The organism is Janthinobacterium sp. JF4 (assembly GCF_059617925.1).
On the sequence record NZ_JCAQAV010000005.1, the window covers coordinates 207,151 to 219,224 of the forward strand.

13 protein-coding genes are annotated in these 12,074 nt (G+C 64.1%); 3 read left to right on the forward strand and 10 right to left on the reverse strand.

What is annotated here, in order from left to right; translation table 11 throughout:
- Positions 1-116: 116 nt before the first annotated feature.
- From AC54AF_RS07680 to ybiB, 4 genes are all read right to left on the reverse strand, one after another.
- The gene (locus tag AC54AF_RS07680; RefSeq protein WP_034746974.1) at positions 117-569 is read right to left on the reverse strand and encodes a GatB/YqeY domain-containing protein; all 453 of its coding nucleotides are present in this window, start codon (positions 567-569) and stop codon (positions 117-119) included.
- A 211-nt stretch (positions 570-780) separates the two neighbouring features.
- On the reverse strand, positions 781-993 hold the full coding sequence (gene rpsU / locus AC54AF_RS07685; RefSeq protein ID WP_008451879.1) for a 30S ribosomal protein S21: 213 nt from the start codon (positions 991-993) through the stop codon (positions 781-783).
- Between the two features lie 183 nt (positions 994-1,176).
- On the reverse strand, positions 1,177-2,391 hold the full coding sequence (locus tag AC54AF_RS07690; protein WP_496636068.1) for a BaiN/RdsA family NAD(P)/FAD-dependent oxidoreductase: 1,215 nt from the start codon (positions 2,389-2,391) through the stop codon (positions 1,177-1,179).
- A gap of 56 nt (positions 2,392-2,447) precedes the next feature.
- Positions 2,448-3,440 carry a DNA-binding protein YbiB gene (gene ybiB / locus AC54AF_RS07695; RefSeq protein ID WP_496636069.1) on the reverse strand — a complete coding sequence of 331 codons (993 nt, stop codon included), beginning with the start codon at positions 3,438-3,440 and terminating at the stop codon, positions 2,448-2,450.
- Positions 3,441-3,598: 158 nt separating this feature from the next.
- Between ybiB and AC54AF_RS07700 the strand changes: the two genes are divergently transcribed.
- Both AC54AF_RS07700 and AC54AF_RS07705 read left to right on the forward strand, forming a co-directional pair.
- The gene (locus AC54AF_RS07700; RefSeq protein WP_496636070.1) at positions 3,599-4,309 is read left to right on the forward strand and encodes a hypothetical protein; all 711 of its coding nucleotides are present in this window, start codon (positions 3,599-3,601) and stop codon (positions 4,307-4,309) included.
- Complete coding sequence (locus tag AC54AF_RS07705) at positions 4,306-5,367, forward strand: 3-deoxy-7-phosphoheptulonate synthase (protein WP_496636071.1); 1,062 nt, start codon at positions 4,306-4,308, stop codon at positions 5,365-5,367. Before AC54AF_RS07700 ends, AC54AF_RS07705 begins: the two co-directional genes overlap by 4 nt.
- A 126-nt stretch (positions 5,368-5,493) precedes the next feature.
- Here AC54AF_RS07705 and AC54AF_RS07710 read toward each other — a convergent pair whose 3' ends face one another.
- Positions 5,494-5,901, reverse strand: a complete 408-nt coding sequence (locus tag AC54AF_RS07710; RefSeq protein ID WP_496636072.1) for a nitrite reductase (NAD(P)H) small subunit — start codon at positions 5,899-5,901, stop codon at positions 5,494-5,496.
- 209 nt (positions 5,902-6,110) lie between these two features.
- Between AC54AF_RS07710 and tsaD the strand changes: the two genes are divergently transcribed.
- Positions 6,111-7,151, forward strand: a complete 1,041-nt coding sequence (tsaD, locus tag AC54AF_RS07715) for a tRNA (adenosine(37)-N6)-threonylcarbamoyltransferase complex transferase subunit TsaD (protein WP_034779881.1) — start codon at positions 6,111-6,113, stop codon at positions 7,149-7,151.
- On the opposite strand, the gene eutC is transcribed toward tsaD, so the two are convergent.
- Genes eutC through AC54AF_RS07740 form a run of 5 tightly spaced genes read right to left on the reverse strand, consistent with a single transcriptional unit; the run spans position 7,152 to position 12,013 of the window.
- The gene (gene eutC, locus AC54AF_RS07720) at positions 7,152-7,925 is read right to left on the reverse strand and encodes an ethanolamine ammonia-lyase subunit EutC (RefSeq protein WP_496636073.1); all 774 of its coding nucleotides are present in this window, start codon (positions 7,923-7,925) and stop codon (positions 7,152-7,154) included.
- Positions 7,926-7,934: 9 nt separating this feature from the next.
- The gene (locus tag AC54AF_RS07725) at positions 7,935-9,323 is read right to left on the reverse strand and encodes an ethanolamine ammonia-lyase subunit EutB (protein WP_496636074.1); all 1,389 of its coding nucleotides are present in this window, start codon (positions 9,321-9,323) and stop codon (positions 7,935-7,937) included.
- A gap of 34 nt (positions 9,324-9,357) precedes the next feature.
- Positions 9,358-10,821 (reverse strand): TIGR01777 family oxidoreductase, encoded by a 1,464-nt coding sequence (locus AC54AF_RS07730; RefSeq protein ID WP_496636075.1) that lies wholly within the window; start codon positions 10,819-10,821, stop codon positions 9,358-9,360.
- Positions 10,818-11,462: a DUF4166 domain-containing protein gene (locus tag AC54AF_RS07735; protein WP_496636076.1), complete on the reverse strand. Its 645-nt coding sequence runs from the start codon at positions 11,460-11,462 to the stop codon at positions 10,818-10,820. The genes AC54AF_RS07730 and AC54AF_RS07735 overlap by 4 nt, the downstream gene beginning before the upstream one ends.
- Positions 11,459-12,013, reverse strand: coding sequence for a GbsR/MarR family transcriptional regulator (locus tag AC54AF_RS07740; RefSeq protein WP_496636077.1), 555 nt, complete (start codon positions 12,011-12,013; stop codon positions 11,459-11,461). The genes AC54AF_RS07735 and AC54AF_RS07740 overlap by 4 nt, the downstream gene beginning before the upstream one ends.
- Positions 12,014-12,074 lie beyond the last annotated feature (61 nt).

Sequence of the window (12,074 nt, forward strand, 5' to 3'; positions counted from 1 at the left end):
TCTTGTTATAGGTCAGACTATACTACCGCACGTGGCCTGAGGTTGAGCCAGGTCAACGTGTGGGCTGTTAACAGGCTGCCAGCGCGACGGCGGCAGCCCTTGCTACTATTGTATGCTTACGCTGCCGGCGTCAAGGCTTTCTTGACCAGCGCGGACACCACCGTCATGTCGGCGCGGCCAGCCAGCTTCGGCTTGACGATGGCCATGACCTTGCCCATGTCTTGCGGACCGGCGGCGCCCGAGGCGGCTACGGCGGCAGCCACTTCGGCCGCCACTTCCTCGTCCGACAGGCCGGCAGGCATATAGCCCGTCAGGTGCACCAGCTCGGCTTTTTCGATGTCGGCCAGGTCGGCGCGGCCACCGGCTTCGAACTGGGTGATCGAATCCTTGCGCTGCTTGATCATCTTTTCCACGATGGCCGTCACGTGGGCGTCCGTCAATTCGATGCGCTCGTCGACTTCCTTGCGCTTGATTTCCGCCAGCAACAGGCGAATCGTGCCCAGCTTGCCCGCTTCCTTGGCGCGCATGGCGTTTTTCATGTCTTCGGTAATTTGTTCTTTCAAGCTCATGGCAATCCTCGTGTTGGTAAGTGGGGCTCGATGCTCGTGTGGCTCGGCGCTCGCGTGTACATTCCAAGCAGACGGCCACAAAAGCGAAAACCCGCTGCGGCGAACCGGAGCGGGTATGCGACTCATCTGAAGTATCACTCCAGGCGAATCAAAACAAAACCCGTGGCGAACAATGCGCCGAACTACCCGGGTTGGTTCTGACTGAACAGTCTTAGAATAATTTTTTCGGCAGTTGTTGGCTGCGGATGCGTTTGTAATGACGCTTTACAGCAGCTGCCAGCTTGCGCTTGCGCTCAGCCGTTGGCTTTTCGTAGAATTCGCGTGCGCGCAATTCGGTCAGCAGACCCGTTTTTTCGATGGTGCGTTTGAAGCGACGCATTGCGACTTCGAACGGCTCGTTTTCTTTAAGGCGAATAGTGGTCATGTAAAATTCAAACCGTTGAGGTGGTGTATAGGAAGAGATAGATAGTAGCAGCTTTTATTCGGAAAGGGAAGCCCCTCCCCCACTTGCGTGCGGCATGCAGCCTGCGGTCGCTGCCGGAATGTGGCGTAAACCACGCACCGGGGTCGGCGCACCGGGCGCCAGAACCCCATCCTACAGACTTGCTTACTGCAAGGCAATACCTGCCGCCACGCCGGAAGCCCAGGCCCACTGGAAATTGTAGCCGCCCAGCCAGCCCGTCACGTCGACCGCTTCGCCGATGAAATACAGGCCCGGCACTTTATTGGCCATCATGGTCTGCTGCGACAGTTCGCGCGTATCGATGCCGCCGCGCGTCACTTCCGCCTTGCGGTAGCCTTCGGAACCGTTCGGCACGATGGACCAGGCATTGATGGCCTGGCCCAGCTTGCGCAACTGCGCGTCGGGCATGTCGGCGATGCGCGCGTCCGGCGCCAGGCCGTTGACGGCCAGCAGGCAGTCGGCCAGACGCTGCGGCAGCCATTGCGCGACGATATTGCCCAGTTGCTTCTTCAGGGTGCCCTTGCCTTCGATCAAGGTCTGCGCCACGTCCGCTTCCGGCAACAGATTGATGACGATGGGCTCGCCCGGCAGCCAGTAGCTGGAAATCTGCAAAATCGCCGGACCCGACAGACCACGGTGCGTGAACAGCAAATCTTCGCGGAAACGAGCGCCCGTCGCCTTGCGGCCTTTCAGGCTGCCCGTTTCCACATCCACTTCCAGGGCGATGCCGGACAATTCCGCGAACGGCGCCCAGCTGGCCGCATCGAACGTCAGCGGCACCAGGGCCGGACGCGGCTCGACCATCATCAAATCGAATTGCTTGGCGATACGGTAGGCAAAGTCGGTGGCGCCGATCTTCGGGATCGACAGGCCGCCCGTGGCGATGACGATGCTGGCCGCCTCGATGTCGCCGCTGTCCGTCTGCAGCACGAAGCCGCCGTCGTCTTGCTGGGCAACATTGTCGATCTTGCATGGCATGCGCCAGTGCACGCCGCCAGCGGCGCACTCGTCCTTGAGCATGTCGATGATCTGCTCGGCCGATTCATTGCAGAATTGCTGGCCCTTGTGCTTCTCGTGGTAGCCGATCCGGTATTTTTTCACCAGCGCGAGGAAATCCTGCGGCGTGTAGCGCGACAGCGCGCTCTTGCAGAAATGCGGGTTTTCCGAGAGGAAATTTTGCGGGGTGGCGTTAATATTGGTGAAATTGCACCGTCCACCACCCGAGATGCGGATCTTTTCGGCCAGCTTGGCCGCGTGATCGATCAGCACCACGCGCTTGCCTTGCTGGGCAGCAACAGCCGCACACATCATGCCGGCCGCGCCCGCGCCGATCACTGCCACATCAAATTGTTTTGCCATAAGAATTCCGCTCACCGCTGATTACAAAGACGCCATTGTAAACTGCGGCGACGCGGCTAGCGCGGGCGTGCTGCAATCTGTCGCGATGCCATCAGGCATTGCTCCACCTGCCCGGCGATCGATGGCGGCACAGGCACCTCGCCGCGCAGCACGGCCCCGATCCAGGCCGCCGTGGTGGCCGCATCGCGCTCGGCCGGCAAATGCGGCAACTCTTCCACCAGCAACTGTTTTTCCACCAGCAGCGTGCGTTCGCTCCCGTGAAACCAGTCGATCTGCTGCGCCTTGTTGGCGTTGGCCACCGTTTCTCCCTCCGTGCCGCGCATCAGGAAAGCGTGGCCGCGCGCGGGATCTGAGGCGGTCAGGAAATATTCACCGAGCATTTCCAGATATTCGGGATGCGTGTACGACACCAGGCGCAGGGCAGGCCCGGCGAACGGCTGCATGATTTTCACCAGGGTATGCGTGGAATTGCGCACGCCCAGCACACGCCGCAGCGACAGCATCTGCGCCAGGCGCGGCGCCAGCGCTTCAATGGGCAGGAAGGCGGCTTCCCCGCGCGCCATGGCGGCCTCGGCCTGCGCATGGTCAGCCGAAGCCGGCACGCCCAGCGCGGCCAGCACTTCGGCCGTGGTGATGCGACCCGGGTCGCTCGTCACGCCATGCACAAGCACGGGGGCGCCCGCGCGCGCCAGCAGCAGCGCCAGCAAGGCCGTCAGGTTCGCCATCTTGCGCGCGCCGTTGTAGCTGGGAATGATGATCGGGGCGAACTCGCCCGTCGGCGCGGCCAGCGGGGCGAACGATGCTTCGGCAGCGTCGAGGAAGCCGGCGATCTCGTCGACCGATTCACCCTTGATGCGCATCGATAACAAAATGCCGCCCAGTTCCAGGTCCGACACGCGGCCCTCGAGCATGGCGCGATACAGGGCGCGGGCATCAATACGCGTCATGCTGCGCGCGCCGTTCTTGCCGCGTCCTATTTCTTTGATAAAACGTGCAGCGGGAAATGGCTCACCGGCCACATCGGTATGGGGGATGGAAACAGTCGTCATGGCGCCAGCTTACACGGATTTTTCCCCTTGCAGAGGGGCTGAAAGACCCAATAGGCGCCAATGCAACAGTCTTTCAAGCTATTTTCTGGATGAATGCGCATCGCGGCTGCATCCAAATGCGCCCCGCTGCGTATAAGACTGCACAGGGGGGACTCATCATGGAACACGCAAGCAAAGGGGAAAGCGCCTTCGTCGGCATCGAAACGAGCAAGCTGCTGCTGAAAGCCGTGCTGCGCTCGGGCGGCGGCGTACTGTGCAAGGTGCTGGAAAACGACGTGGCCGGCTACCGCTGGTTGCGCAGCTGGCTGCAAAGGAACGACGTGCCTGTCATGGGCTTGCGCGTCTGCATGCGCCTCGATATGCCGTACAGCCAGGCGCCGGCCCGCGCGTTGGCTGACATGGGCATGCTGGTCTGCGATGCCCAGCCGGCGCAGCTGAAAGACTATCTACGCGGCCTGAGCTTGCCCGAGGATGCGGCGCACAGCGCCGTGGTACTGGCCAACTACTGCGAGAACAATCACCCCGCGCGCTGGACGCCGCCCTCGCCCGCCTACGTGGAACTGCGCCTGTGGCTGCGCCGCCTGCACGCCATGGAGGGCGTGCGCCAGCAGGAATCGGCGCGCCTCGATGCGTATCTGCGGGCCGGCCAGCATGCGCTGCACGCCCTGCTATGCCCGCAAATCGCCTGCCTGGACGCACCGATACGCCAGCACGAAGCAGCGATACTCGAACATGTGCGGCGTGCCGGCCATACCATAAAAACAACCAATCCATTCCCGTTTTTGTCCCGCTCCCGCCGCCAGGCCGCATTTCCGCTACACTATTGCCTCTTAAAGAACGCAATAGCGAAAGCCGAGCCAGAATCATGAATACGCCAGACATCGAAAATATCAACGTCACCTCTTTCGCGCCCATGCCGACACCGGCCGAACTGCACGCCAAACTGCCCCTGTCGGAAAGCGCCTTCGACACCGTCAGCCGCGGCCGCGAAGCGCTGCGCAACATCATCGACCGCAAGGACCAGCGCCTGTTCGTCGTCGTCGGTCCGTGCTCGATCCACGACCCCGTCGCCGGCCTCGATTACGCGCGCCGCCTGAAAGCGCTGCAAGAGGAAGTCAAGGACACGATGCTGCTGGTGATGCGCGTGTATTTCGAAAAACCGCGTACCACCACGGGCTGGAAAGGCTATATCAACGATCCGTACATGGACGATTCCTTCAAGGTCAACGAAGGCATGGAAAAGGCGCGCCAGTTCCTGCTCGACGTGTGCGAACTGGGCCTGCCCACCGCCACCGAAGCGCTGGACCCCATCTCGCCGCAATACCTGGGCGACCTGATCGCCTGGACGGCCATCGGCGCGCGCACCACGGAATCGCAGACGCACCGCGAAATGTCGTCCGGCCTGTCGACGCCCGTCGGCTTCAAGAACGGCACCGATGGCGACATCAGCATCGCCGTCAACGCCATCCTGTCGTCGGCCCACCCGCACTCCTTCCTGGGCATCAATGCCGAAGGCAATGTGGCCATCGTGCGCACGCGCGGCAACGCGTATGGCCACGTGGTGCTGCGCGGCGGCGACGGCCGTCCGAACTACGACTCGGTCTCGATCGCCATCGCCGAACAGGCGCTGGCCAAGGCCAAGCTGCCGGCCAACCTGGTGGTCGACTGCTCGCACGCGAACAGCTATAAAAAGCCGGAACTGCAGCCGCTGGTAATGGCCGACGTAGTCAACCAGATCCGCCAGGGCAACCGCTCGCTGGTCGGCGTGATGATCGAATCGAACATCGTCAGCGGCAACCAGAAGATCCCGCAAGACCTGTCGCAACTGACCTACGGCTGCTCCGTCACCGACGGCTGCATCGACTGGGACACGACGGCCACGATGCTGCGCGACGCGCATGCGCATTTGCTCAATCGCCCGGCGTAAAATATTACGACCAACAATGTTGTCGGATTACGGCCCTGTGGGCCTAATCCGACCTACCCGACGGCCGCGTCAATGCGTAGGTCGGCTTAGCGCGCAGCGCGTAAGCCGACACCACCACGTGGCATATCAAGCCATCTGCACATGCGGCAGCACGGCGAACGATCCCGCCAGCGCCTGTTCCGCCTTGCTGGCCGGGATATTGAGCTCATTGACGTCCAGGTAGATGCGCCCGTCCATGAGGCGCACGGCGTACATACGCGCCATGCCCTGCACGGGCGCCACCAGGCGGCCCGAATCGAGCTCGATGATCCAGCTGTTCTTCGGTCCCATCAAATTTTTCTCCATCAGCACCCCGTGCGCCAGCGGACCGCCCAGGCAAGGCACGGTGTCGAGCAGCGCGTACACCGTATCGTCAGCCGCGCGAAACAGCGCCACGCCCGGCAAGTCCTGCCACGCCAGGCCCCGCTGCACCATGCGCGCGCCCGCCAGCGGCATGTCCTTCAGGCGGCAAATCATTTTCCATTGTTCCGGCATCGCTAGCTCCCTTGAGAAAGGCACACGCTTGCATAAGCAAGAGCAGTGCCAGTGCCGCACGGGCGCAAAGCGGCCAGAATCCCGGGCAAGACCGGCCCACGCCGCACTGCGCAAGTGCACACTGCCGCCGAAATGGTGCGCCGGCCGCACGGTGGAATGCCCGGCTTTCCTTTACAATGGCGGATTACTCCTCCCTATTTAGCACCTTCATGATTGTTCTTGGCGTCGAATCCTCCTGTGACGAAACCGGCCTGGCCTTGTACGACACGCAACGCGGCCTGCTTTCGCACGCCCTCTATTCGCAAGTAGCCATGCACGAGCAATATGGCGGCGTGGTGCCGGAACTGGCGTCGCGCGACCATATCCGCCGCGCCATCCCGCTGCTCGAAGAAACCCTGGCCAAGGCTGGCATCACCCTGCCCGAGATCGACGCCATCGCCTACACCCAAGGTCCGGGCCTGGCCGGCGCGCTGCTCGTAGGTTCCTCCGTTGCCTGCAGCCTGGGCCTGGCCATCAACAAACCGGTGCTGGGCATCCACCACCTGGAAGGCCATCTGCTCTCCCCCTTGCTGGCGTCCGAGCCGCCGGAATTCCCCTTCATCGCCCTGCTGGTGTCGGGTGGCCACACGCAGCTGATGCGCGTCGATGGCGTGGGCCAGTACACGATGCTGGGCGAAACGCTCGATGATGCGGCCGGCGAAGCATTCGACAAGTCGGCCAAGCTGCTGGGCCTCGGTTATCCGGGCGGCCCTGCCATTTCGCGCCTGGCCGAATTCGGCGACCCGCTCGCGTATAAACTGCCGCGCCCCATGCTGCACTCGAAGGATTTCAATTTCAGCTTTTCCGGCCTGAAGACGGCCGTGCTGACAGTGGTGAAGAACCATGAAGAAAAAGTCATCGCCAATATCTGCGAGCAGGACAAGGCGAATATCGCGCGCGGCTTCGTCGACGCCATCGTCGACGTGCTGACGGCCAAATGCGTGTCGGCCCTCAAGCACACGGGCTTGAAGCGCCTGGTGATCGCCGGCGGCGTGGGCGCGAACGCGCAGCTGCGCGCCTCGCTCAACGCGGCCGCCGCCAAGAAGCGCTTTAAAGTGTATTACCCGGAGCTGGAATTCTGTACCGATAACGGCGCCATGATCGCCTTCGCTGGCGCCATGCGCCTGCAAATCAATCCCGACGCCGCCAAGCACGATTACTCGTTCAACGTGCGCCCGCGCTGGCCGCTGGACGAGATCCGCGAAGTCTGATCACTCCAGCAGGAAGTTGCGCGCGCCCGCCAGGGCCGCGCCCTCTCCCACCGTTTCATCCTTCAAGTCCACGCCCGACAGTTGCCGGCTGAACGCCTGCGACAGCAGGTAGTGCAGCCGGTACGCCGCTTGCGCATACGCCAGCCCCTCGGGGCGCACGTTCGAGATGCAGTTGCGGCGCTCGTCCAGCAACCCCACTTTTGGCGCCCACGTCAGGTACAGGCCCAGGCTGTCCGGTGAACTCAAGCCAGGCCGCTCGCCGATCAGCACCAGCACAACCTTCGCTTGCAGCAATTGCCCCACCTCGTCTCCCACCGCCACCCGTCCCTGCGCCACGATGTGTAGCGGCGACAGCGTCCACGCCTCCAGCGCCAGCCGTTCGCGCAGGGCGGCCAGAAACGGCGCCGCATGGCGCTGCACGGCCAGCGCCGACAGGCCGTCGGCCGCCACCAGCGCCAGGTCCACGCCTTGCGGCACGGCCGACAGCCGCGCGCGTGAAGCGTCGTCGAGCCGGCGCCCCAGGTCCGGCCGCTGCAAGTACTCGGCGCGCGTGGCGGCGGCGCTGTGCAGCTGCACGCAGTCCTGTCCTTGCGTGGCCAAGGCGCGCGCCAGAGCCTCGCCATCGAGCGCCTGGTGCACGGCGTCGCGCGCCTGCGCGTGGGCCAGCTGGAACGCCAGTTGCGCCTTGGTCGGCACGCTCACGCCGCGGCGACCCAGCGCGATGCGCGCCGCCGTATGCGCGCGCAGCGCCTGCCACGGGCTTTTCTCGTCCATGTGTCCTCCCTAGCCTTCCAGGCGCAGCAGGGCCGCCTGGAAGGCTGGCGCCAGCGCTGTGTGCAAAAGGCCCTGCGCATCCATGATCTGCATGCGCGCCAGCCATGCCTCGAATTCGGGCGCGGGGCGCAGGCCCAGCACGCGGCGCGCATACAGCGCGTCGTGGAACGAGGTGCTCTGGTAGCCGAGCATGATGTCGTCCGCGCCCGGCACGCCCATGATGAAATTGCAGCCAGCCACGCCCAGCATGGTCAGCAAGGCGTCCATGTCGTCCTGGTCCGCCTCCGCATGGTTGGTGTAGCACACGTCGCAGCCCATGGGCAAACCCAATAACTTGGCGCAGAAATGGTCTTCCAGCCCAGCGCGCATGATCTGCTTGCCGTCGTACAGATATTCCGGGCCGATGAAGCCCACCACCGAATTGACCAGCAGCGGCTGATACGCGCGCGCCACCGCATACGCGCGCGCTTCGCACGTCTGCTGGTCCATGCCGTAGTGCGCGCCGGCCGACAGGGCGCTGCCCTGCCCCGTCTCGAAATACATGACGTTGTTGCCCACCGTGCCGCGCCCCAGCGACAGGGCCGCCGCCTGGCCCTCGGCCAGCAGGGACAAGTCGATGCCGAAGCTGCGGTTGGCCGCCTGCGTGCCCGCCACCGACTGGAACACCAGGTCGACGGGCGCACCGCGGCGTATCGCCTCGAGGGTATTGGTGATGTGCGTGAGCACGCACGACTGGGTGGGAATCTGATATTGATCAATGACGGCGTCGAGCAGGTGCAGCAGCGAGACCACCTGCGCCACATTGTCGGTGGCCGGATTGATGCCGATCACGGCGTCGCCGCTGCCCAGCAGCAGGCCATCGAGCATCGACGCCGCGATGCCCGTGGCGTCGTCCGTCGGGTGGTTCGGCTGCAAGCGCGTGGATAGACGGTTTTCGAGGCCCAGGGTATTGCGAAAGACCGTGACGGCCTTGCACTTGCGGGCCACCAGCACCAGATCCTGCAAGCGCATCAATTTCGAGACGGCGGCCGCCATTTCCGGCGTGATGCCAGCGGCGACATGGGACAGCACCGCCGTGTCCGTCGCGTCGTCGAGCAGCCAGTCGCGGAAATCGCCCACGCACAGGTGCGCGATGGGGGAAAACGCGGCGCGCTCGTGGCTATCGATGATCAGGCGCGTGACTTCATCGTCTTCGTACGGCACCAGCGCCTCATTGAGGAACAGCGACAGCGGCACCTCGGCCAGTGCCAGCTGCGCCGCCACCCGCTCGCGCGCGCTGGCGGCCGCCACGCCGGCCAGCACGTCACCCGAGCGCAGCGGCGTGGCCTTCGCCAGCAGCTCCTTCAGGCTGGCGAACTGGTAAACATGGCGGTCTATCGTGTGGCTGAAGCGGGGCATGGTTCGGTTCCTCCAATCCCCATCTTACGCCAACTTATAAACTGCGCAGCGCCCCTCCCAGTTGCGGATAGCGGAAGACAAAACCGTCGGCCAGCAAGCGGCGCGGCGCCACCCGCTGACCTTCCACCAGCAAGTCCGCCTGCTCGCCCAGCAAGGCGCGCATGACGAAGGCCGGCGTGGGCACGAAGGAAGGCCGGTGCAGCACCGCGCCCGCCACCCGGGCGAAGCGGCGCTGCTCGATGGCTTCGGGCGCGCAGAAGTTATACGCGCCGCTCACCGCACCTTCTTCGCTGCGGCGCGCCAGATGAGCGATGCCGCGGATCACGTCGCGCACATGCACCCACGTGACCCACTGCTTGCCGCTGCCCAGCGGGCCGCCCACGCCGAAGCGGACAGGAAGCAGCATCTGCGGCAGCGAACCCTGATGGCCGAAGACGAGGCCAAAGCGCATGCAGCCCACCTGCACGCCGTAGCGCTCCGCCTGGCGCGCGGCCGCTTCCCACTCCTGGCACAGCTGCGACATGAAGATGGCTTGCGGCGCGCTGTCTTCAGCCAATTCCGTCGAATCGCCCTGCGGCTGCACGCCGTAATAGCCGATGGCCGACGCCGACAGCAGCACGCGCGGTTTGTGCTGCGCGCGGGCGATCCACGCCACCAGTTCCTGCGTCAGCGCGACCCGGCTGCGGCGCAAGGCCGCCTTGCGCGCATCCGTCCAGCGGCGCCCGACGATGCGCGCGCCGGCCAGGTTGACCACCATGTCGATGCGCTGCGCATCCGACAATGCGTCCAGCGCCTCGATGCAGCGCACCTGGCCGCCGAATGTCCATGCAGCCTGTTTCGGCTGGCGCGTCAGCACCGTCACCGCATGGCCGTCGGCCAGCAAGGCGCTGACCAACTGCTGGCCGATGAAACCCGTGGCGCCCGTCACCAGCACGGACTGCGGCGCGGCGGCAAAGCTCAGGTGCTCTTCTTGCTCCGCTGTCTCTTGCACCTTGCGTCGCCCCAGTTGCCACACGGCGTACGCGTCGCGCAGGCCGGACAGGCCCACGCCCACGCCGCACAGGGCGAGAAAGACGCTGAGCCAGCCATACGGCTGCCACACGAGCGCCGTCGGCAACGTCGCCCACTGGCTGCTGTTCAGTGCCAGCAGCGCGATGAAGGCGCCCGCATTGATCGCCAGCACCGTGTGCGTGACCCGCTCCGTGGCGGGCAAGAGGCGGGTCTGGTCTTCCACGACGAAATCCCACAGGGTCAGCACGATTTCCACGCCAAACACGATGACCAGCACCCAGGCCCAGGCGCCATGCCACTCCCAGGCCGCCAGGCCGACGAACAACAGGCTGTAAATCAGGGCGCGCGTCGCATGGATCGTCAACTCCAGGCGCGCCGACGCCTTCTGCGGCAGCGCCTCCGTGATTTCATGGTGATAGATGGTGTCGAAGGCGCCCAGGCAGCCTTGCGCCGCCATCAGTTGCAGGGCCAGCAGATGCGTATTCATGGTATGTCCTTGTGTAGGGCGGGCGCCGCGCTTTCGCGGAACACGCCGACCTGGGTGAACGTGGTGCCGAACAGGGCGTGACGGATCTCGATGCGGATATTGAATTGCTGCGGCGTGTCGTTGCGGTGGCACAGATAGGTCTTGCCGGGCGTGAGCACGCCGGGCAACGGCATGCGCCAGCCGAAAAGGTCCCAAAAATAACCGTCGCTGGTGAAGTGCAGGTTGCCATCTTCGACATGGAGCAGCAGCTTCATGCCTAGCCCCATGCCCACGTATTCGAGCACTTCGCCTTTTTCGCTTTCGGCCATGTAGGACGTGAAGCGGATCGGCGCGCGACCATGCAGGCGATAGGTGCGCTGCTTGAAGATGTAGCGGCAGTCGGGGCGCGAATAGACTTCGATATCCACGGGGAAGTCGTGGTCGTCATACGGAATCAGGGCCCCATCGATGAAGGGCCGCGTCAGCCAGCCCAGCACCTTGCCCAGGCGCGAACTGGTGAGCTCATGCAGTTCGCCCCGGTAGTACAGGGGCTGGCCCGGCGCGGGATTTTTCTCGAAGCGGCGGCGGATATCCGGGTGCAGGGTAAGCCACTGCCCGCCCATGACCTTCTTGAACAGTTCTCCTTCCGAGGGGCCGTTCATGATTTCCCCCGCTTGCCCGGTTTGTCTTCCGGGCTGAGGAACTTGGCCACCTTGCCGCCCATCGACAGCATGCGCTGCAGGGTCGCCGGCGGCAGGTTCTTGTAGTCGCTGTAGGTGCTGCTGAGCATTTCCAGGAAGGCCAGCACGTCGCCCATGCGCGCCAGCGTCTCTGGCGGTATCGCCGCATCGTGCTCACCCTCGATCGCGCATTCGCGCAGCACCGTCAGGGTGGGATCGATCTCGCGGCGCTTGCGCTCTTCCATGATGACGCGGAAGATTTCCCACACATCCTGCAGGGCCACGAAATGGTCGCGCCGATCCCCCATCACGTGCGTAACGCGCGCCAGGCCCCAGCTTTGCAATTCTTTCAGGCTGTTGCTGACATTCGAGCGGGCCACGTTCAGACTGGCCGCGATATCTTCCGCCGTCAGCGGCTCGTTGGCCAGGAACAGCAGCGCGTGGATCTGCGCCACCGTGCGGTTGACGCCCCAGCGGGTGCCCATTTCGCCCCAGTGGAGGATGTACTTTTGGGTAGTTGGGCTTAATTCCATGGCGTTCTCTTATTTCTGTCGTTACAGAAATGTAAGACGGAAAGGAAACCGAGTCAAGCGC

Excerpts from the sequence above, each read along its gene's own strand:
- eutC (WP_496636073.1), bottom strand. The coding sequence starts at position 7,925 with ATGGACGAGAAAAGCCCGTGGCAGGCGCTGCGCGCGCATACGGCGGCG.
- tsaD (WP_034779881.1), top strand. The coding sequence starts at position 6,111 with ATGATTGTTCTTGGCGTCGAATCCTCCTGTGACGAAACCGGCCTGGCC.
- AC54AF_RS07740 (WP_496636077.1), bottom strand. The coding sequence starts at position 12,013 with ATGGAATTAAGCCCAACTACCCAAAAGTACATCCTCCACTGGGGCGAA.
- ybiB (WP_496636069.1), bottom strand. The coding sequence starts at position 3,440 with ATGACGACTGTTTCCATCCCCCATACCGATGTGGCCGGTGAGCCATTT.
- AC54AF_RS07735 (WP_496636076.1), bottom strand. The coding sequence starts at position 11,462 with ATGAACGGCCCCTCGGAAGGAGAACTGTTCAAGAAGGTCATGGGCGGG.
- AC54AF_RS07680 (WP_034746974.1), bottom strand. The coding sequence starts at position 569 with ATGAGCTTGAAAGAACAAATTACCGAAGACATGAAAAACGCCATGCGC.
- AC54AF_RS07705 (WP_496636071.1), top strand. The coding sequence starts at position 4,306 with ATGAATACGCCAGACATCGAAAATATCAACGTCACCTCTTTCGCGCCC.
- AC54AF_RS07725 (WP_496636074.1), bottom strand. The coding sequence starts at position 9,323 with ATGCCCCGCTTCAGCCACACGATAGACCGCCATGTTTACCAGTTCGCC.
- rpsU (WP_008451879.1), bottom strand. The coding sequence starts at position 993 with ATGACCACTATTCGCCTTAAAGAAAACGAGCCGTTCGAAGTCGCAATG.
- AC54AF_RS07690 (WP_496636068.1), bottom strand. The coding sequence starts at position 2,391 with ATGGCAAAACAATTTGATGTGGCAGTGATCGGCGCGGGCGCGGCCGGC.
- AC54AF_RS07710 (WP_496636072.1), bottom strand. The coding sequence starts at position 5,901 with ATGCCGGAACAATGGAAAATGATTTGCCGCCTGAAGGACATGCCGCTG.
- AC54AF_RS07730 (WP_496636075.1), bottom strand. The coding sequence starts at position 10,821 with ATGAATACGCATCTGCTGGCCCTGCAACTGATGGCGGCGCAAGGCTGC.
- AC54AF_RS07700 (WP_496636070.1), top strand. The coding sequence starts at position 3,599 with ATGGAACACGCAAGCAAAGGGGAAAGCGCCTTCGTCGGCATCGAAACG.